18 protein-coding genes are annotated in these 20183 nt (G+C 37.4%); 2 read left to right on the top strand and 16 right to left on the bottom strand.

Annotated elements, in window-relative coordinates; all coding sequences use genetic code 11:
* Positions 1 to 189: 189 nt before the first annotated feature.
* From ABU914_RS09240 to ABU914_RS09220, 5 genes are all read right to left on the bottom strand, one after another.
* Positions 190 to 714 carry a spore coat protein gene (locus ABU914_RS09240; protein ID WP_062351093.1) on the bottom strand — a complete coding sequence of 175 codons (525 nt, stop codon included), beginning with the start codon at positions 712 to 714 and terminating at the stop codon, positions 190 to 192.
* A 101-nt stretch (positions 715 to 815) separates the two neighbouring features.
* Positions 816 to 1289 (bottom strand): hypothetical protein, encoded by a 474-nt coding sequence (locus tag ABU914_RS09235; RefSeq protein WP_379669441.1) that lies wholly within the window; start codon positions 1287 to 1289, stop codon positions 816 to 818.
* Positions 1290 to 1573: 284 nt separating this feature from the next.
* Positions 1574 to 3046, bottom strand: a complete 1473-nt coding sequence (locus tag ABU914_RS09230) for a multicopper oxidase family protein (RefSeq protein ID WP_062351088.1) — start codon at positions 3044 to 3046, stop codon at positions 1574 to 1576.
* A 55-nt stretch (positions 3047 to 3101) separates the two neighbouring features.
* The gene (locus ABU914_RS09225) at positions 3102 to 4487 is read right to left on the bottom strand and encodes a sensor histidine kinase (protein WP_062351085.1); all 1386 of its coding nucleotides are present in this window, start codon (positions 4485 to 4487) and stop codon (positions 3102 to 3104) included.
* Positions 4462 to 5178 (bottom strand): response regulator transcription factor, encoded by a 717-nt coding sequence (locus tag ABU914_RS09220; protein WP_062351081.1) that lies wholly within the window; start codon positions 5176 to 5178, stop codon positions 4462 to 4464. Before ABU914_RS09220 ends, ABU914_RS09225 begins: the two co-directional genes overlap by 26 nt.
* A gap of 132 nt (positions 5179 to 5310) precedes the next feature.
* On the opposite strand from ABU914_RS09220, the gene ABU914_RS09215 reads away from it, so the two are divergent.
* On the top strand, positions 5311 to 5550 hold the full coding sequence (locus tag ABU914_RS09215) for a hypothetical protein (protein WP_062351078.1): 240 nt from the start codon (positions 5311 to 5313) through the stop codon (positions 5548 to 5550).
* Positions 5551 to 5959: 409 nt separating this feature from the next.
* Here ABU914_RS09215 and ABU914_RS09210 read toward each other — a convergent pair whose 3' ends face one another.
* The 3 genes from ABU914_RS09210 to ABU914_RS09200 all read right to left on the bottom strand — a co-directional run bounded on the left by ABU914_RS09210 (position 5960) and on the right by ABU914_RS09200 (position 9405).
* Positions 5960 to 6577, bottom strand: coding sequence for a CadD family cadmium resistance transporter (locus ABU914_RS09210; RefSeq protein WP_040036845.1), 618 nt, complete (start codon positions 6575 to 6577; stop codon positions 5960 to 5962).
* A 70-nt stretch (positions 6578 to 6647) separates the two neighbouring features.
* Positions 6648 to 9044 carry a heavy metal translocating P-type ATPase gene (locus ABU914_RS09205; RefSeq protein WP_062351075.1) on the bottom strand — a complete coding sequence of 799 codons (2397 nt, stop codon included), beginning with the start codon at positions 9042 to 9044 and terminating at the stop codon, positions 6648 to 6650.
* Positions 9037 to 9405, bottom strand: coding sequence for an ArsR/SmtB family transcription factor (locus ABU914_RS09200; RefSeq protein ID WP_040047916.1), 369 nt, complete (start codon positions 9403 to 9405; stop codon positions 9037 to 9039). Before ABU914_RS09200 ends, ABU914_RS09205 begins: the two co-directional genes overlap by 8 nt.
* A 212-nt stretch (positions 9406 to 9617) precedes the next feature.
* Here ABU914_RS09200 and ABU914_RS09195 point away from each other — a divergent pair, with 212 nt between their 5' ends.
* The gene (locus ABU914_RS09195; protein ID WP_379669440.1) at positions 9618 to 11318 is read left to right on the top strand and encodes a recombinase family protein; all 1701 of its coding nucleotides are present in this window, start codon (positions 9618 to 9620) and stop codon (positions 11316 to 11318) included.
* Here the strand turns inward: ABU914_RS09195 and rlmH are convergent.
* The 8 genes from rlmH to yycF form a co-directional block, all read right to left on the bottom strand.
* Positions 11262 to 11741 (bottom strand): 23S rRNA (pseudouridine(1915)-N(3))-methyltransferase RlmH, encoded by a 480-nt coding sequence (rlmH, locus tag ABU914_RS09190; RefSeq protein WP_379669439.1) that lies wholly within the window; start codon positions 11739 to 11741, stop codon positions 11262 to 11264. The two genes, ABU914_RS09195 and rlmH, sit on opposite strands and share 57 nt — an antisense overlap.
* Before the next feature lie 67 nt (positions 11742 to 11808).
* Positions 11809 to 11985 carry a CxxH/CxxC protein gene (locus ABU914_RS09185; protein ID WP_379669442.1) on the bottom strand — a complete coding sequence of 59 codons (177 nt, stop codon included), beginning with the start codon at positions 11983 to 11985 and terminating at the stop codon, positions 11809 to 11811.
* A 352-nt stretch (positions 11986 to 12337) separates the two neighbouring features.
* A complete protein-coding gene (locus ABU914_RS09180) occupies positions 12338 to 13540 on the bottom strand; it encodes a S1C family serine protease (protein ID WP_379669438.1) in 1203 nt (400 codons plus the stop codon).
* A 514-nt stretch (positions 13541 to 14054) separates the two neighbouring features.
* On the bottom strand, positions 14055 to 14849 hold the full coding sequence (locus tag ABU914_RS09175; protein ID WP_379669437.1) for an MBL fold metallo-hydrolase: 795 nt from the start codon (positions 14847 to 14849) through the stop codon (positions 14055 to 14057).
* Positions 14846 to 15667: a two-component system regulatory protein YycI gene (locus ABU914_RS09170; RefSeq protein WP_379669436.1), complete on the bottom strand. Its 822-nt coding sequence runs from the start codon at positions 15665 to 15667 to the stop codon at positions 14846 to 14848. Before ABU914_RS09170 ends, ABU914_RS09175 begins: the two co-directional genes overlap by 4 nt.
* A 76-nt stretch (positions 15668 to 15743) precedes the next feature.
* Positions 15744 to 17051 (bottom strand): YycH family regulatory protein, encoded by a 1308-nt coding sequence (locus ABU914_RS09165; protein ID WP_379669435.1) that lies wholly within the window; start codon positions 17049 to 17051, stop codon positions 15744 to 15746.
* Entirely contained in the window at positions 17048 to 18874 is a 1827-nt protein-coding gene (gene walK / locus ABU914_RS09160) for a cell wall metabolism sensor histidine kinase WalK (RefSeq protein ID WP_379669434.1), read from the bottom strand. The genes ABU914_RS09165 and walK overlap by 4 nt, the downstream gene beginning before the upstream one ends.
* An 8-nt stretch (positions 18875 to 18882) precedes the next feature.
* Complete coding sequence (gene yycF / locus ABU914_RS09155) at positions 18883 to 19587, bottom strand: response regulator YycF (protein ID WP_379669433.1); 705 nt, start codon at positions 19585 to 19587, stop codon at positions 18883 to 18885.
* Positions 19588 to 20183 lie beyond the last annotated feature (596 nt).

Raw genomic sequence — 20183 nt, 5'->3', positions numbered from 1 at the left:
TTTGTATCAAAAATACAAGTTTTTTAAACATTCAATGTCTTATGATTATTCAGCCTAAATTAATGCAATGCTAGTGACAAACTCTACTTATATCATACCATATTTATAAAATGCTCAGAAAACAATTAATAGAAAAATCGGTAAAAGTCACCGTTTAGTTTAAAGTTATGATCATGCCTTTTTCTAAATTTAATTATTTAACAAGTGTTGAAAATGTTGATAGGTTTTTACCTGTTCCTGAGCATCTGCATGGGGAACAAATGACCAACCCATACGATTGATAAAATCAGAATATCTTTTTTGAATTTCTAACTGTTGCAAAGCCATTTCCACATGCGCATTTCTAACATTTCTATCTTTCATTAATAAAGCAGAAGTATAATTTTCATTTGACATCAATTTGGCACCAGCATGTGCTTCTAATGCAATCCATTTATCGTTGTATTTATTAACTCCCGTACCATCTGCTCTTTGATTGCTTACATCATACATATTTAAATCTGGAACTTCAACATACTCATTATTATCAGGATTAATTAAAGATAACATTACCCTAACATGCGACATCATGACATTTATCTGGAGAGCAATAATACTTTTCAAATCTGGATTTGTAGTATTAATATGATAGACTTTTAACTTATTTATCATTCCTTCGTGTGTAGACAAATGTTCGGCCATTAAGCCAAGGTCTACAGATGGTAAAGTTGACATATAACTCACCTTTCATTAAATAAATTCCCTTTAATATATGCTGTTTAATGAAAATCTGTTATTAATGCCCACTCTTATCTAGAAAGTGAAAATCAAGTGGATCAATGTAATTCAATACCAAAAATAATATTACATTGGTTGGCTTGTTTACGAATTGATTCTTCAGCTGCATATAAAACAAGTAACAAAACCATTGTTATCAACACAGCTATAATATTAATGATCGCATTCGGCCTAGTCATTGCTACCATATCTCCTAGCATGGCTCCCATCATCCCCCCCATTAGTCCGGAGAGTATGCCATCAATGACAGCAGGAAGACCTATAGGTAATCCTGCTAAAAAACCAACAACCAATCCAATTATTATAGCGTAAATGGTTGATTTAAATAAATCACCATGAAAGATGACCCCTAAAATAGTTCCCATTAGAATTCCTGCCGACATCCCTAATGACATGGATATCATCATTCCATTCATTTTTGTTACCCAATTTCGGTAATGCACTACATAGATAATGGTTGTTATAACTTGGGTGGCACACAACAAAAGTATAAAAAATAATGAAATTGACATTATTTCAACCCCAATCTTAGTTTGTCCACTTTTATTGTATTCACTGTTAACCCGCATTATGATATACCCATATAGGGTTTATTTTTATATTTACTGATAACAGTACAAGAGAGTTATCGTAAAAATAATCGAAACCTCCGTTCCTTCATCTAAGCTATTATCTATTTGAATTTCCGCTTAACCAAAAAATACGGTGAATTATGTCACCGTATTTTTTGATTATAATGAGTATATTTCCGAAATGCTCATATAGATTATTTATATAATATTTAAGCTTCCACTTTTTATTCCACTTTAAATTGTCCCATCATTCCTGCATCTTCATGTTCAAGTATATGACAATGATACATAAATACACCAGAATGATTAAATGTAGCAATAGCCCTAACTTTTTCTCCCGGATACACAATAAACGTATCCTTCCATCCAGTTTCATTAAGTGGCGGTGGATTTCCATCACGATCAATTATTTGAAATTGGACACCATGCGCATGGAAGGGATGAACAGTCCCTCCCATCATTCCCATTCCACTCTCATTGGAAACTTCCCATATTTCTGTTTCATGTATATCCACAAATTCGTCGATTCGATTCATATCCATTTGTTTTCCATTAATGTTGACCATAGGCCCCATTCCTTGAAAAACAAATTCTCTAGTTCTTACTGCTTCATAAGGATCAATCTTTTCAATGGTAGTTAATTGTTCTGGAATGGTATAGTTGGATTCACTTTCACCGTTTACAACAAACTTCATAAACTCTGACCCTTTATTCGATAATTGAATTGTATCTCCATCCTTAAAATTTGAAAAATCAACTAGGATTTCTGCCCTCTCGGCTGGACCCAGAATAAGCTCGTCCATTTCTATTGGATTTTCAAGAAAACCACCATCACTTGCAATTTGATAAAAGGTTTGGTTATTACTATAATGGAGTTCATACACACTTGCATTCGATCCATTTAATAACCGTAGCCTCATCATGCCTTTTGGAACTTCCAAATACGGATCTACAGCCCCGTTGACTAGCATTGTGCCTCCTTGTAATCCGTTCATCACATCATGCATTCCTAGTTCATATTGAAAACTTCCATTTTCATTAAATTGTTTGTCCTGAATGATAAGTGGAACATCATTCACCCCATATTCTTTTGGAATATCCAGAGAGTCAGAAACTTCATCTTCAATGAAAAATAATCCCGCTAATCCCTTATATACTTGCCTCCCGGTATTTTTTTCTGGGTGAGGGTGATACCACAGCGTAGCTGCAGGCTGATCTATCGTAAATTCCGGTGTCCAAGACTCTCCCGGTTGAATTCCTGAATGTGGGCCTCCATCTGCGTCTCCATCCACTTCTAGGCCGTGCCAATGAATTGTCGTAATTTCATCTTCTAAATTATTTTCTACCTGTACGGACACGTCTTCCCCATTTCGAACCCTAATGACAGGGCCTAAATAATTTCCATTATACCCCATCGTTTCTGTTTCCACTCCTGAAATAAATTCCTTTGTTGCATTTTGGGCAGTTATATGGAATTCAGCTTTATCTGGATCTGGATTTTTATCCTCTAACAATGGTGGGATGGGTAGAGATGAATTTCCAGCTATATCCGTTTTATTAAAGGAATACCCATTATCTGATTCATTAATTGGATGTATTGGAAATCCCGATACACCCGAACCTTGTATAAAAAAGAGGTAATACCCTCCGAAAATAATTACTAATCCAGCCAAACTAATACCTAAATATTTCTTCATACTTTTTCCTCCTCGTGAGTGAAGATGTTACCCAGCCATTCAGATTCTTATCTATTCATAAAGTTTCATGCTTTGGGAAGAAAACTGTAATTTCCGTTCCTTCCTTCCATTTACTGCCGATTTGAATTTTTCCACGGTGTGCATCCATTAATGCCTTGACAATAGACAATCCAATACCTATTCCACCTGTTTTTCTGTCTCTTGATTTGTCCCCTCGGTAAAATCGTTCAAATAGATAGGGTAGATCATCCTCTTTAATCCCAATCCCTTCATCTTGAACACAAAATCCAACATAACCATTAGAATCCACTATCTTAACATATACGCTATTCCCTTCAGGGGTATACTGAAGGGCATTATTAATTATATTCGTTAACACTTGTAAAACACGATCCTGATCCGCATGTAACCAATATTCTTTAGTTGGCTTTTGAATATTTAATGAAACGCCTTTTTCCTGAAAGGCTGGGGTAAATTGCCCATCTAATAAACGTAATAAATATCCTACATCTATATTGCTTTTGTTTAGTTTTATTTGTGGATTTTCAGCGGCAAGTAACTCTTCCAGTTCGCCCACTAGACGTACTAAACGCATCAATTCATCATGACTTTGCTGCAACCTTTTTGGCGTTGGTTCAAATATCCCATCTTGAAAAGCTTCCATTTGACTTCTTAATGTCGCAAGTGGGGTTCGTATTTCATGAGCAAAATCAGCAGTAAACTGTTTACGAAGTATCTCTTCCTTTGATAACGATTCAGCAAGTCGATTAAACGATTCACCAAGTGGCTTCATTTCATCTGACAATTCCTTAACTGGTACACGCGTTCGCCATTTATGGTCTTGTAATTCTTGAATAGCTTTTGATAACTTTCGATACCCAGTTGTTAGGCGTTTAGAAAACAATAGGCTAAACACGAACGCTAAAACAACTGTAACAATAATAGCAAGATAAATATTCGATTTAATTGTATTTAAAAAAGCAATGTCTTCCCCTATCATTTCCTCTGGATAATAAACTTCCATATTGCCTACATATCTTTCATCAAATGTTAAATCATAAGTATTTTTTCGGTATTCCGTTTTCATATCGATGTCCGAATCAGAATGCATTCCCATCCTATTCATCATTCCGAGCATCATCGTTGTATCTGCTATTACCTGTCCTTCTTCATCAGTAATTCTATAAAATAAATTGTCTGTCATAGCTTGTTGATGCATTAAATTTATTAATTGGTTATCAATAAGTTTCCCTGTTTCTTTATAAGAATTAATTGCTTCATCTTCTATAAGCTTACTTCTTTCCTCTCTATTAATTTGTAAATATTCGTTAAATTGATCTTCAAATCCCCATAGTATAGAGAAACTAGTAAGAAAAATACCAAAAAGTGACACAACTAATAGGTAAAAAAGGATTTTAGAACGAAGTGTCAATCGACGCATCAGACGCTCCTCCAAACTTATATCCCATCCCAAAAACAGTTAAAATAAATTCTGGGTGGCGAGAATCTGTTTCAATCTTTTTCCGAAGGTTTTTTATATGTGTATCAACACTTCGTTCATATCCTTCAAAATAAGATCCATCATCCTGAATTTTTTCCAGTAAATCCAAACGACTGTAAACTCGTCCGGGGTAGCTTGCCATAGCTATTAATAGCTTATATTCGATAGGAGTTAGTGGTATGATTTGGTTATTCAATGTCATCTCCTTTTTTAAAAGATCTACTGTTAGCTTTCCTTCATTGAACGATAAATGGTTTCCACTATTTACTCTTCTTAACCTACGTAAAATAGCCTTTGCCCTTATTACGACTTCTCTTGGACTAAAAGGTTTTGTAACATAGTCATCTGCCCCAATAACGATTCCATTAATTAAATCGTCTTCTGTCGATTTTGCTGTTAACATAATGATAGGAACATCACTTTCTTTTCTCGTTAATCTACATACCTCTTCACCTGAAATATCTGGCAACATAAGATCTAAAATAATAATATCTGGATTATTTTCTTTTATTTTTTTTAATGCTTCTATTCCATTAGAGGCAGGAATGGTTTCCCATCCCTCTTTTTCAAAGTATGCTTCTAACACTTCAAGAATCATATCTTCATCGTCAACAATAAGAATTTTAGTCATGTTAAACCACCTCTTTCATATAGTATCATCAATTAAAATGAAAATGATAATCTTCACAACTTCCACATAAGTTCACCACAAATTCTACATTTATAAGAGGTATGATTTAGTTAAGAAAAGGAGATGTTATAAATGAAAAAATTAGTAATAGGTATATTAACTGGAGCCGTTCTATTAGGAAGTGCAACTTTTGTTGCAGCTGAATCAAATGGTAATGGATTTTTCAACTTTGAAGAAATGAAACCTTATATTGAAGAAATGCATCCTAATTTATCACCAGAACAGCAAGAAGAAATGTTTAACAACTGTCACGGTGAAAATGGTATGATGCAAAACAATACCGGATTCCGTGATATGATGAATAATATCTAGTTTAGAGAGGTGATCCCATATGATGGGGATGATGAGCATGATGGGTTACGGTTTACTAGGATGGATCCTTAACCTTCTAGCTATCGGTATCGTTGTATATTATGCCACCAAATTAGCATTGAAAAATAATCATAAAAATTAATAGTAACTTACAATCCCTTTTAAGTGGTAAATGTCCCCTTAGTTGGACGACAACTAATTGACCATTTAGATAATAATAAAGAAGCCGCCACCCTTTGATCTGCTAAATCAAAATAAGGGTGACGGTTCGCTATGCAAAGTAAATACATTTTTGTTTATCCAGAAATAATTCATTCAGAACAACATTATCATGCTAACTAAAAATGCCAGCAGCATTCTCGGTATTTTTAAGATGTTTGATTTCTAGGATTAAAATTTGCCCCATTTGTTAAATTAGGAATGAAAATAAAGCGTTGAATGTACCATTCTCAAACATGATATAAATCCCTAGCCCTATAAATACAATAGGGACAATCCAACGTTCATATTTCTCAATTTTTTCTGATACAAAATCCAAAGAAGCTAAGCGATAGCTGACATAACATAGAACCCCAACCATAATGAAGAAGACAATACTAGCAATAAGTATTTCAACCGTGTTTAATGCCGTGAAATAAGGTATATAAATAGAAAAGTCATCTGCACTGGAAGACAGCACAATAAATATGACTGTTATATACAATTTATTAAACCGATTTGAGGAAAATAAAGATAATATATTGCTTTCATCTTCATCCTCCTCTCCCTTGATCCAAATCTTAATCCCCAGATAAAGTGGAATAAGCCCTAGAAGACCTAAAACCCATTGCTGAGGGATTAACCATGTAATACCTAGAGCTACTAAAAGACTGGCAGCTATAATAATTGCCGTACCTATGTATTGTCCAATCCATATATGTTTCGCTTGTCCTTTTTTTATTTGTGAAAACAAAAGGATTAAAATAATAAGATAATCAATCCCTGTTGCTACATAAACTGCAGCCGCAGTAAGTGCCGTTGTAATCATTTTTTTCATCTCCAATATTTCAGGATTGGGCTTTTCAATAAGAAGAAAAGCCCTGAGATTGCAAATTTAGTTAATATTTATCTTCTTCCACTCGCATTAGTCTTAAACCATTCAATGCTACTAAAAGAGTTGCTCCCATATCTGAAAGGATGGCAATCCAAAGTGTTAGCCAACCGGGGATAACCAATAATAAGGCAATGAATTTAATTGCTAATGCGAAGGTGATGTTTTGCTTAATTATAGTAAGTGCTTTTCGGCTTAGTTTCACAGAAAATGGAAGTTTTCTTAAATCATCTCCCATTAAAGCTACATCTGCTGTTTCAAGGGCAGTATCTGTCCCTGCTCCACCCATTGCAATTCCAACTGTAGAGGCAGCTAACGCAGGGGCATCATTGACACCATCCCCAACCATCGCTACGTTGCCATATTTAGATCTCAATTGTTTAATAAATTCTAATTTATCTTGAGGCAATAGTTCTGCTTGAATATCCGTTACCCCAACATGACCTCCAATTGCATTGGCTGTACCTTTGTTGTCACCTGTAAGCATGATGGTTTTTTTGATTCCAAGTTGATGTAACTTTTGAATGATTTCCTTGCTGGATTCACGTACTTCATCGGCTACTGCAATGACAGCAAGTATTTCTTTTTCAGTTCCAACCATCATTGCGGTTTTACCTTGATTTTGTAGGTTCTTAACAATTTGCTCTTGTTTATTATTAAAGTCAACTGACAGATTCTCAAATAATTTCGGATTTCCAATGTAGTAAGTCGTACCGTTGATAGTCCCCTTAATTCCTTTTCCTGTGATAGAAGAGAAATCATCCACGATTACATGAGTGTAGGAAATGTTCTCCTCATCTGCTTTTTTCATAATAGCTGAAGCTAGAGGATGCCCGGAACGATATTCTAATGCAGTAATGATAGACAACATATCTTCTGCATTTACCTGATTGTTCAACATTTTAAAATCTGTTACAACTGGAACTCCTTTTGTAAGTGTACCCGTTTTATCAAAAGCTATTGCTTTTAAAGCACCCATTTCTTCTAGATAAATTCCGCCTTTGATAAGCACACCTTTTTTAGCTGCATTTCCAATTGCTGAAACAATAGAAATAGGAGTTGAAATAACTAATGCACAGGGACAACCAACGACCAATACTGCTAGCCCTTGATAAACCCAAGTTCCCCAGCTGCCACCAAATAATAATGGTGGTACTACAGCTACCAGCCCTGCGATAATCATAATAATAGGCGTATAATATTTTGCAAATTTATCTACAAACGCTTGAGAAGGCGCGCGTTCCCCTTGAGCTTCTTCAACAAGGTGAATGATTTTGGAAATTGTTGTATCTTCAACAAGCTTTGTTACTTTAACTTCAAGTATTCCCTCTTCGTTTAATGTACCTGCAAAAACTTCATCATCCACTGTTTTCTCAACTGGGACTGACTCGCCTGTAATAGTTGCTTGATTAACAGCCGAGTAACCATGTACTACTACACCATCCATAGCAAGCTTTTGACCGGGTTTCACAATCATAATATCGCCAACAGCAATATCATCAACATGAATCATCATTTCTTGCCCATTTCTTCTAACAAGCGCCTCTTTCGGAGCAATATCCATTAAAGATCGAATTGATTGTCTTGCTCGGTCCATAGAGAAACGTTCTAAAGCTTCACTAATTGCAAAGAGAATAACAACAATTGCACCTTCTGCCCATTCTCCAATAATAGCTGCTCCAATAATAGCCACTGTCATAAGAGTTTTCATGTCAAATTCAAAATGTAGTAAGTTTTGAAACCCGACTTTAAAGAGTGAATATCCCCCAATAACGATGGCTGCTGCAAACAATAGGGAGGTAATAATATTTTCTTCCCCATTAACAAACTGAGAGATATAACCAAAAACGATTAATAAAGAAGCGTATAGTAATGTGCTGTGTTTTTTATAAAATGGCTCTTTCTCTTCTTTAACCTCTTGTTTCTCTTCCCTTAATGGTTTATCTGGAGCGACTTTAAGGTTTTCAAAAGCACCAGCTTTTTCTAATTCCTCGATAGTTGTATTCCCATATACCTCAATTTTAGATGCACCAAAATTTACTTTTGCATCATGAACCCCTGATAATTTTTTTACATTCTCTTCGAATTTACCCGCACAATTGGCACACGAAAAGCCTTCAACCCGATACACATTTTTATCCTGATGAACAACAATTGGTGTTTGCCGTTTTGGTTTTTCAGGCATTACTTTAAGATTTTCAAAAGCGCCAGCCCTTTCTAATTCTTCAACCGTTGCATCACCATATACGGATATTTTAGATGCACCGAAATTTACTTTTGCATCTTGCACATTGGGCAGTTTCTTAACATTTCTTTCAAATTTCCCTGCACAATTAGCACATGAAAAGCCTTGTACTCGGTAGGAAGTCATTTCCACTTCAGACCGTTCAGCTTGTTCAGACATTTACCTCCACCTCTTTCTTATGTGTTAATGCAATCATCATAATTTGTTTGATATGTTCGTCGTTTAATGAGTAAAAGGAAAGCTTTCCTTCTTTTCTATAGTTGACAATCCTTTGCTTATAAAGTGTTCGTAAATGATGAGAAGCATTAGCAACTGTAACGCCTAAGATATTAGCTATATCACAAACACATAGTTCATCTTCCTGACACAAAGCATAGGTGATTTTTGCTCTATTTTCGTCGGCAATTGCTTTTAACATTTGAGAAACACCTGAAATATCTACTGTTTGTAGATCACCCTGTATTCGATTAACCTTTTCCTCGTCATAACAAAAAATTTCACAAGTATCTTTCTTATTCAATTCATCACCTCATTCAAGTATTCGCTTGATTATATAATAACTTTTTCCAGCGCAACATTCAAGCATATACTTGAATGAAATAAAAAAGAAATGGGTATTTCCAATTCTAAAAAGTACTTCTTCAATTTCCCATTTAAGTCAAACAATCACATAAGGTCCCATTTCTCTTATCTAGTATTTCATTGTAATATCAGTATGAAGGAGGATTAGATATGGATATATCAAGAGTTGCAATTTATGCTCGTGTAAGCACAGAAGAACAGGCAAAAGAAGGTTTTAGTATAGCCGCGCAACTTCAAACACTTCGGCAATATGCTCAAATTTATAACTGGGAGGTGATTGATGAATATGTCGATGAAGGAATTAGTGGTAAATCCGTAAAAGGACGGCCTGAAATGAAAAGACTAATTAAAGATGTAGAGAATGAGAGATTTGATGCTGTAATAGTTTGGAAAATTTCCCGACTTTCAAGAAATATGCTAGAAACACTCATGATTCTAGATAAGTTTGAAAAATACAACGTGAAATTTATATCCTACTCAGAAAACTTTGATACCAGTAGTCCTATAGGTCGTTTAGTACTTCAAATTATGGCCTCAATCGCTGAAATGGAGCGAAATACATTAGCGGAAAACGTTAAGCTTGGGATGAAACAGAGAGCTTTGGAAGGGAGATGGAACGGCGGGGTTGTATTTGGATATGACACTGTTAAGAAGGAGCTAGTTATCAATGAAAAGGAAGCTGAAGTAGTACAGTTAATCTATCATATGTATGCAAATGGCAAAGGGCTAAGAGCGATTTCTAACCACTTAAATAAAGCTGGATATAAAACCAAGCGTAATCGTTATTTCTCCATCAATGGAGTAGCACAAATCCTAGACAATGTAATATATAACGGTAAAATCAGTTGGCTAAAATTTGAAAATTGGGATTCCAAACGAAGAAAAGGGAAAAATCCAAATCCTATTCTTGTAGAAGGAAAACATGAACCTATTATTTCGGACGAACTATGGAGCGTTGTACGAGCAAGGAGAAAAAGTAAATCATTTAAGCAGCGTCAATCAAACGAACCATTTTTACTTAGTGGCCTTTTACGCTGTCCTGATTGTGGTCAAGGAATGGTTCCGTCAATTACAACACATACACGAAAAGATGGGACGAAACGAAAACATCGTTATTACGTTTGTAGCGATTTTCATAACAAAGGATCTGCTGCTTGTAAAGCTAATTCCATTAAGGCATATAAAGCAGAAGAAACGGTTATCAAGAAAATTGAACATTTTAGTTCTAATAAGAAGAGATTATATAAGACGATCACTGACATAAGTTCAAGTTCTGCTCATTCGATAAGTAAGCTTAACAAAGAATTAGAAAAGATTGAAATACGATTAAAAGAGATTGAACAATTACAGGCAAAGTATATGGATGCCTTTGAGAAAAACACTCTCCCTGTTGATATTCTACAAGAACGGTTACAAAAGGTCTCGAATGATAAAAGGGGGTTAGAACAAAAGAAAAATGAGATTATAATACAATTAGGATCTATCGATTCAAAAGTAATCCAACCAGATTTGATTGAAAATTTACTGAAAAAATTCTTATCAGTATATAGGAAGACATCTAGGGAAAATAAAAAACAATTACTTCAGTTGTTAATCGATAATATCTCAATCAAGCAAATAGATAAATCTAGAACCATAAAAAACATAGAACTTGAATTTGATTTTACTGAACTGAATATATCGAAAACCTTTATACTAATCCACTTGTTGTATCGAGAAACGGATAATGAACATACATTTTCAATACCCGCTTCCGATAAAGAATTACCACCTTATCTACAACAGTTTTTGCCTCTATTTGTGGTACGGTTCCCCCCGATTAATCCGAAATCCCCGATAAATCTGCTCTAGCAAAATCACTCGCATCAACTGATGTGGGAATGTCATCTTCGAAAATGACAGCTTTTCGTTCGCGCGCTTTATCACTTCATTGCTCAGTCCTAGCGAACCACCAATCACAAATACGACTTTGCTATGGCCGTAGGTAGCAAGCTTGTCGAGCTTTGTAGCAAACTCCTCTGATGTCAGGCTTTTGCCTTTGATGACGAGGGCGATGACGTAGGCATCGCTAGGGATTTTAGCGAGGATGCGGGAACCTTCAATCCATTTGACTTGCTCAGCTTCGGATTCACTTAGTTGTTCAGGTGCTTTTTCGTCAGAGACTTCAACGATTGTTAGCTTAGCATAGCTGGAGAGCCGTTTCGTATATTCGACGATTGCTTGTTTTAAATAATTTTCTTTTAGTTTTCCAACGGAAATGATCGATATGTTCACAATTTATCCTACCTTTACAAACAAGTTATACACATTTTTATCCACAAATCCACAATTTCATTCTACATTATGTATGAGACCGTTCGTTCGACACTATATATACAGTAGGTTTATCACAGTATTCACAGGTTGTGTATAAGTTGTGTATAATATTAACTTTTTCCAAAACTGGAAAGGTTTCCTTCTCATCAATAATTACATCGATGGCAAGTTCGACGTGCTCTTCACAACAATGAATGACCATCGTTTCCTCTCCTTCTCTAATTGTATTTTGCAAATGAAAATTGAGCCACCTGAATTTGATGCTGTTCACCAGCTTAGATGGTTACTGCACAAGCTTCACATAGAGCTTCTACGGGTAGACTTATTTGCGAAAGCGTAGTTAGCACCCCATTCAACGCCCAAGGGTATCATGCCCACCTCTCCATATAAAGCTAATGGAGTTAGAAAAGTTTAATTAGCGAGCATTTTTAATTGTCATCTGGAGCAATTTTCTATTAACATTTACACTAATCTAATATACAGAAAAAGACAGGCGATGCGCACCTGTCTTTTTCCTAAATCTGACCTCTAACTTTTATTCTCTGTTCTCCGAATCAATATGTTTGCTCAACGAGCTTGACGGTTTTTTCTTGTTTTTTACCGTCTCGGTAAAATGTAATTTTCATGTTATCCCCAACTTTTTTCTTGTTGTATAGATGTTTCCGTAGTTCGAGGACGTTTGCGATTTCTTTGCCGTCAAGTTCCGTAATGACATCGAGTTCTTTTATGCCTGCACGGTGAGCTGGAGAACCTGTGACAACTTCCATGACGACAGCTCCTGCTTCAATCCCATCAGGGAGCTTTAACGTTTCTTTTAAATGATATGCGGGGATTTCACTTAAGTCTTGTGTTGACACGCCTAAAAATGCTCGTCTCACTTCGCCGTATTTTTCAAGTTGGTCAATGATTGGTTTGGCTGCATCAATTGGGATGGCAAAGCCGATGCCTTCGACGGCACTTTGCGCAATTTTACTAGAGTTAATCCCGATGACCTGGCCCGCAATGTTAATTAATGCTCCTCCGCTATTCCCTGGGTTAATGGACGCGTCGGTTTGAATTACTTCTGCATTCCAATCTGGCGCGCCGTCACCGTCTGTATCAACAGGGATTGTTCGTTCAATGTTGCTAATGATTCCTGCGGTGACGGTTCCTTCAAGAAAACCTAATGGGTTTCCAATTGCGATCGCTGGTTCACCCGGTTTCACACTGCTTGATGTCCCAAATTCAGCGATTTTCTTCACTTTCGATGCATCGACTTGAAGTATCGCTAAGTCCATGAGCGGATCAGAACCGACGAGTTCTGCTTCAAGTCGTTCACCGTCGCTTAATGTCACTTCGATGCCCGTAGCATCCCTAACGACGTGCTCGTTCGTCACGACGAAAGCTTTGTCACCTGCTTTTTTATAAATGACACCAGAGCCCGCACCCGCTTCACTTACTTGCCCTTCCCAAAAGTTCGTTCGTTGTAGATTAATGACACCGACGACGGCGTCGCTAACGACTTGAACAGCTTCCGTCACATCAGATTTAACGTCCAAACTGACGCCTTGTGTAACAGTATTATTGTTCTGATCATTTAACACCTTGTTTTCATTTGCATTGTTATCGCTAGGAAATAAACCTAATCCTGCGAGCTTTGGAGCAGCTAACAAGACGACGACTGCTCCAATTACCGCACCGATGATGCCTGCTAAGAATGAGCGACTGTTTTTATTATTATTGCGATTTTCACTTTGCGGATTATCATAATAGCCCATGATTGTCACCTTTCCTTTCGCTCTATATCAGTATGCCTGTTTTAAAGGATGTTCAAACAGGAGCAGAAAATCCCACTACGTTTCTCTTCGTTACGGAATAAGACATTGCTTATGAAACAATGTTTTTTTGTGATCTTCTGCTAAAGACTTGCACATCTGCGACATACATGATGTGCAGTACCGCAGTACTCACAAGACTCAAACAATACTTCACCGAATATACATTGGCTATCGCGAACGTTTTGATCTTGAATAATTCAACATATCTTGTTCGAGTCCGCCGGTTTTAAGACCGTAACTTTAAATTACTAAGCAAGTCTTGCTCATGTCACCGTTGCACAATTACTTTCCCAGTCGGGCGAGTAACTGCAGCCCCAAGAAAGGGTCGACTTGATTCTGTCCTATTTTAAATCACAAACTCACACTGTAAGTATAGGAAAAAAAGACAATTATTATAAAAATGTGGCGACTTTTCCACATTTTTTCACATCGTATCATGATTTTCGATTCTACTTTAAACCGCAGTCAATGCTGTCGGAACGTTCGGATCGGTATCATATAATCCGAGGCTCTCTCCAATCGTAAAGCCACGTTGTTCAAGCACTTGCTGGACAGAGAGCCGTGCAAGGTCTTTCATGTTGTTGTCACGGCTAAGATGGGCTAAGTAAATTCGGCTCGTGTTCGTCCCGATCATATCTGCGAGGGCGTGAGCGGCATCTTCGTTCGAGACGTGGCCTTTGTCACTTAAAATCCTTCGCTTTACGTTCCACGGATACCGCCCCATCATCAGCATGTTGACATCGTGATTCGCTTCAAAAACATACATATCAGAATGTTGAATCATCCCTTTCATCCGATCGCTAACGTAGCCGATATCGGTTGCGAGCGTCAATTTTTTACCTTCATGATGAAAAATATAAAACATCGGCTCTGCCGCATCGTGCGAAACGGCAAACGATTCGACGTCAATATCTCCGAAGCTTTTCACTGTTTCAACTGGAAACTCAAATTTTTGCTCCGTCGGAATGTTTCCAATCATTCCGTCCATTGCATCCCACGTTTTTGCATTTGCATAAATGGGCAGATTGTATCGCCTCGCAAATACACCTAACCCTTTAATATGGTCACTGTGCTCGTGTGTAACGAGAATGCCGTCAAGTTCCTCTGGTGAACGGTCAATCTTTCGAAACAGTTGTTCTAGTTTTTTTCCGCTTAAACCTGCGTCAATCAATAGCTTTTGCTTTTCTGTTGCGACATACATCGCATTGCCTGAGCTACCGCTCGCAAGCACGCTAAAAGTTAAACTCATTGTTCGTCGTCTCCTGTCTCAAGTGTTGCCTCAATGTTTGGATCGTCAATTAATCCGTTAATGGCATTGACATAATAATGCCGTTTATCGTTCACTTCGACGAACCATGTCGGGGCAAGAACTTGCACCTTCCCTTCAATGAGGCTGTAATAACCAAGTTCAATTTGTGTAATTTTGTCTTCGTTATCAAGTTTATTTTTGTTATACAGCTGATTAATTGCTTTAATTGCTGTTAAAATTTCTTGTTCTTTTCCTTCTTCGCTCGTCTTTAAATACGTTTGCGAGAAGCTCTTTATATGACCGTCCTTGTCCAATTGCACGATCATTTGGCCGTTCGGACTATCTTCCTTTTGATAGATGGGTCGCCCGTCATACGTTTGAATAAAGACAAGCTCTTTACCTTTTTCCGACAAATGCTTTGAAAACATATACTCATCACTAAACAATGTGTATGAGGATAAAACGTTTTTCGCTTCGCTTTCTGTCCCAATTATTGTTATCGGTTCATCAAACGACGCGTAAAAGCTTTTATTATCTTCGGATACCGCCAATATCACTTCATCTGAATTCACTTCAGCAAGTTTATCTTTTGAAAATGTATACGTTTCTCCGATGACATGGGACAGCTTTTTCGGGACCTCGGGCAATTGTACATACGTAATTCCTGCATCTTTCAGTTGGTCTTCAATTTTTACAGATGATTCTGAGATGTATTCAAATTGATTGTCGGTCTCCTTTTGATAAAGCTGGTAACCGAGAAAAAGATCAAGCACGAAAAACGTAATAATAAAAATTGTTTTTGTTCGGCTCCAATCCACAAGCATGTCCCTCCTTTTTCCGACATATCATCTATTTTTAAATTGAACGGCTCACCGGACGTGCAAACACTTCGTTTTACTCGCCGTTTTCTTTTAGAACGACTTCCCAGTTGTCACGATAAAAAATATACCAGTTCGGCGTAAAGACGATGTAATCATCATAGTTGCTCACTGTATAACCAAGCGTAATGTTTTCAATTTCATGCTTATCGATCATCATCGATTGCTGTATAGAATCAAGCAACTGTTCAGCTGACAGCAATGTGAGCGATTCCGGTTCTAGGTAAGTGATTGAATCTGAAAGCGTCTCTGTCGCTCGTTCATATTCAAACACTTCCTGCTGCTGCCAAATCACTTTCATTTGTGCAATGCGTGAGTCAAAGGCTGGATAACCTTTAAATGTCAAGCGGAATTCCACTTGTGTTTTATGATCAGGTTGTTCGCTTACGCTCATGAACGTAAACGGTTCAGTAAATCCGCCATGACTATTAACGAAACGATGCGTTTGAAGGATAGGCGATTCCTCTTGAACAGTTGACTGATCGCCACGTCTCGTCGGATTAATAAACGTTAAATAGTTTGCATGTAAGTAGAGTTTGAGCTCACGATTTCCATCTGTATAGGAACGAATATCGTTTTCATGATAGCTTTCGCGAACGAGACTCGGATCAGGGAATAACGCACTCGTTAGCTCAAGTTCAGGAATTGGAGCTGGATAGGCATGTACTCTTTGTGTCATGATTTCTTCCGTCGGGAAAAAGATCGGGACTCGATTTGAGCCTATATTTAATGGTTCCACATCATGAAAATTCTTTTTATGTTTCTCAACTAAGTCGAGGTATGCTTGAAACGTTTGATTTTTGATTTCAGCTTCAATGTAACTATTCTTTTCATTAGAAATAAACCATGCAAATGTTTTGACGCGATTTCTTCTCATTTGTTCGAATAGCACAATTCGGTCGACATGAGTAAGCATAGGCTTTTCACGATTGAAATCAAACAACTGATGAAACACTTCCATCGAAATGCCGTCCGCATACACGAATTCAATACTTTTCTCCGTGTTAATGATGTCGTTTAACTGGTTATTCAATGAATGTGTCGCAAAATTAACAAATTGGGCTTCAAGCAATTGATCATAGAACGGTTTCAAATAATCCAAGTTGTACATGCCTCTATGCGTGTCATCCGTATGATGAAATAGTTGAATCGGCATGAACACTTCACTTAATGATCGTTCGGCTGCGAGTGTCACTTTCTCTACCGTTTCTAAATTATGAAGCTGTTCATAGTTTGGTTGAAACGTCCATAAAAAGTACGTGAGGACAAGACTAAGTGTAAAGAGGAATATTAACGTAATCGTTTTGAGCTTTTCAAGATTCATTCGTAGTCAGCCCCTGACATCTTTTTAAACGGTAGCGTAAAGGAAATCGTCGTTCCTTTTCCCCATTCACTTTCTGCCCATATGTCTCCACCATGTGCATGAATAATGTCTTTCGCAATTGCAAGTCCAAGTCCAGTTCCCCCTAGTTGTCGTGACCGTGCGCGATCGACTCGGTAAAAGCGATCGAAAATTCTAGGGAGATTCGCTTTCGGAATTCCAACTCCTTCATCAGAAATGCTGACACGTAGACGATTCGCTTGACGCCAGCAACGGAACGTCACAGTTCCACCTTCAGGCGAATATTTTAATGTATTCGAAATAATATTATCGATCACTTGTGTCATTTTATCTTTATCAATTTGTACGTACGCGGCTCCAGTTTGCAAATATCTGACGAAGTGGATCGTTTCAAGCTTGGACATTTCAAATCGATCAATAATTTTGTTGAAATAATCAATGAAATCGACTTCTTCCATTTCAAAATTATATTCATTTTTATCCATTTTCGAAAGCTGCAATAAATCGTTAACAAGTCGGATCATCCGATCCGTTTCATCCCCGACAACAGAAAGAAATCGTGGAGCAACATCTTTATCTTTCCAAGCGCCTTCTTGCAATGCTTCAATATAACTTTTTAACGTCGTTAACGGTGTCCGCAATTCATGGGATACGTTCACAACAAATTCGCGGCGTTCTTCTTCGATCTGTTCTTGTTCCGTAATGTCGTGCAACACAGCGATAAGACCGTTGATCGAGCCGTCTTCTTTTAAGATAAACGAATGACTCGATCGAAGAATATACGTCTCTTCGTCAGTACTGAAGTCTAAAAGGATCGACTCTGGACCGGAATAAAATTCTTTCCACGTCAATTGATCAGATAAACGGAACAACTTCAAAATTGACGTTCCGAGTACGTTTTGCCTTGACAAGTTTAACATTTGCTCTGCCCGGTCGTTCATTAAAATAATCATTCCATCACTATCTGTCGCAACGACACCATCCGTCATAAAGGATAAAATCGAGCTAAGCTTTTTGCGTTCCCCTTCTGTAATTGCATTCGCTTCTTGTAATTTACGCGTTAAATCGTTAAACGCAGAAGCGAGTTGACCAATTTCATCATCACCGTACACTTTAACTTTTCTCGTAAAATCACCTCGCGCCATAATGAGCGCATGGTTACGCATATCTGACATCGGTCTCGTAATCGTACGAGCTAAAAAGACACCTAACAGAGCCGTTATAATGAGAGCGATCACGGTCGCTGTCACTAAAATCGTATTGATTTCATTCAGCTGCTCATATACTTCCTCCATTGAAGCTTCAACACGAATAACCCCAATCGCCGTATCTTTTCCTGACGCTAAAATCGGCATCGCTAAAATGTAAATTCGATCGCCATTTTTCGGATCACGTACAATGTCATCATCACGCGAGCCAAGTAACGCTTGTTTAACACGGACATCATTCGTCCGTTCACCTCCGGAACCAATGTTCCCTCTCGTAACAAGCACTTCGCCGTCACTATCAATCACTTGGACTTCACGGATCGCATTGTTTAAAGTCGGAAAGTTTCCAACGAGCGCTTCGATATTCTCTTGAATGTCATCCGGATCACCTTCCGGTACCTTGCTCAGTTCATGTCCAACATTGTACTCGAGGAGTTCAACACGTTCTGTAATCGAATTTTTAAAATTTGTTTTAAACCGCTCTTCAAGCTGCTGGATAAAATAAACGCTAATAATTTGAATCGCTACGACGATAAGCAAAACATACATAAGTGTAAACTTTAAATGGATTGATTTTAAGAAAGGCACTTTTGTCATGCTCGTTCTTACTCCTGTTCAGGATTGCGCAAATAATAACCGACTCCCCGTCTTGTAATAATCCAAGTCGGGTGACTTGGGTTATCCTCAACTTTTTCACGCAAACGGCGTACCGTTACGTCAACAGTACGTACATCCCCGAAGTAGTCATAGCCCCATACCGTTTGCAGCAAATGTTCCCTCGTCATCACTTGCCCGATATGTCTCGCCAAATAATGAAGTAACTCAAACTCACGGTGAGTTAAATCAAGTGCTTCTCCATGTTTCGTTACTTGGTATGCATTTGGATGAATGACGAGTGCACCAATTTCGATATCTTTCGCTTCCATGTCTGATTGACTCTCGTCTTTCTGATGCCTGCGCAAATTTGCTTTCACACGCGCTATCAGTTCACGAGTGCTGAACGGTTTCGTTACGTAATCATCCGCACCAAGCTCAAGACCTAGCACTTTATCAATTTCTGAATCTTTCGCTGTTAACATAATAATCGGCATATAGTGCTCTTTACGAATTTCCCGACACACTTCCATTCCGTCTTTTTTCGGGAGCATTAAATCTAATAGAACTAGATCTGGTGAATCCTCTCTAACTTTTGTTAATGCTTCTTCGCCATCATTGGCAACTGCAACCCGATAGCCTTCTTTTTCCAAATTAAACTGAAGAATATCCGCTATCGGTTTTTCATCTTCTACGACTAAAACTTTCTTATCCATTACATAATCACTCCTTTGTAAATTACATTTTCGATCTATCACGGTGCAGTCTAGGACATCGCTGCAAGCTTTTTTAAAATTATAATGATTTGCAAACTCTTTATTTTCACGATTTCTCGTCAGTCAATTCTAATCCGTAACGAACGCTAAAAACTAATAGACTTGCTAGCAATTAGCTATCACTAATGGAAGCCATGAATCGTAATCCATTCGGATAAACAACTGCTAAAAACCTGTTCGCCTCACATTATGCATAAGTAAACATGCTGCATCATTACTTTTTATTATTTTTGAAAATGATGATCGAACTTATCCACTAATTGTAACATAAAGCAAAAAACTTGTTTGAAATACAGAACAATTTTCATAAAATAAACTTCGTTCCGATGAAGTTTCGGCGCTTAAAGCAAGACAAGCGTTATTACAAGACACTAATTTAGTTCATGTAACAAAATGATATACTTAATTTTAACTCGACTTCTCATCCTGCTACTGAAATAAAATCATTCATTGTATGTATATATTGGCGTAGAGTAGAAAACAGGAATTAGAGCTTCGGAAGGTTGTTATTTACGAGGCCGCAAGATTCAAGCTGC

Origin of the sequence: Pueribacillus sp. YX66, from assembly GCF_041725775.1 — a bacterium.
In the GTDB taxonomy this organism is placed as follows: domain Bacteria; phylum Bacillota; class Bacilli; order Bacillales; family UBA6769; genus Pueribacillus.
This window is presented reverse-complemented; position numbering and strand designations above follow the sequence as displayed.

Bases quoted from the DNA above. Each gene is read 5' to 3' on its own strand.
- ABU914_RS09240 (WP_062351093.1), bottom strand. From the start codon at position 714: ATGTCAACTTTACCATCTGTAGACCTTGGCTTAATGGCCGAACATTTG.
- ABU914_RS09235 (WP_379669441.1), bottom strand. From the start codon at position 1,289: ATGTCAATTTCATTATTTTTTATACTTTTGTTGTGTGCCACCCAAGTT.
- ABU914_RS09230 (WP_062351088.1), bottom strand. From the start codon at position 3,046: ATGAAGAAATATTTAGGTATTAGTTTGGCTGGATTAGTAATTATTTTC.
- ABU914_RS09225 (WP_062351085.1), bottom strand. From the start codon at position 4,487: ATGCGTCGATTGACACTTCGTTCTAAAATCCTTTTTTACCTATTAGTT.
- ABU914_RS09220 (WP_062351081.1), bottom strand. From the start codon at position 5,178: ATGACTAAAATTCTTATTGTTGACGATGAAGATATGATTCTTGAAGTG.
- ABU914_RS09215 (WP_062351078.1), top strand. From the start codon at position 5,311: ATGAAAAAATTAGTAATAGGTATATTAACTGGAGCCGTTCTATTAGGA.
- ABU914_RS09210 (WP_040036845.1), bottom strand. From the start codon at position 6,577: ATGATTACAACGGCACTTACTGCGGCTGCAGTTTATGTAGCAACAGGG.
- ABU914_RS09205 (WP_062351075.1), bottom strand. From the start codon at position 9,044: ATGTCTGAACAAGCTGAACGGTCTGAAGTGGAAATGACTTCCTACCGA.
- ABU914_RS09195 (WP_379669440.1), top strand. From the start codon at position 9,618: ATGGATATATCAAGAGTTGCAATTTATGCTCGTGTAAGCACAGAAGAA.
- ABU914_RS09185 (WP_379669442.1), bottom strand. From the start codon at position 11,985: ATGGTCATTCATTGTTGTGAAGAGCACGTCGAACTTGCCATCGATGTA.
- ABU914_RS09180 (WP_379669438.1), bottom strand. From the start codon at position 13,540: ATGGGCTATTATGATAATCCGCAAAGTGAAAATCGCAATAATAATAAA.
- ABU914_RS09175 (WP_379669437.1), bottom strand. From the start codon at position 14,849: ATGAGTTTAACTTTTAGCGTGCTTGCGAGCGGTAGCTCAGGCAATGCG.
- ABU914_RS09165 (WP_379669435.1), bottom strand. From the start codon at position 17,051: ATGAATCTTGAAAAGCTCAAAACGATTACGTTAATATTCCTCTTTACA.
- walK (WP_379669434.1), bottom strand. From the start codon at position 18,874: ATGACAAAAGTGCCTTTCTTAAAATCAATCCATTTAAAGTTTACACTT.
- yycF (WP_379669433.1), bottom strand. From the start codon at position 19,587: ATGGATAAGAAAGTTTTAGTCGTAGAAGATGAAAAACCGATAGCGGAT.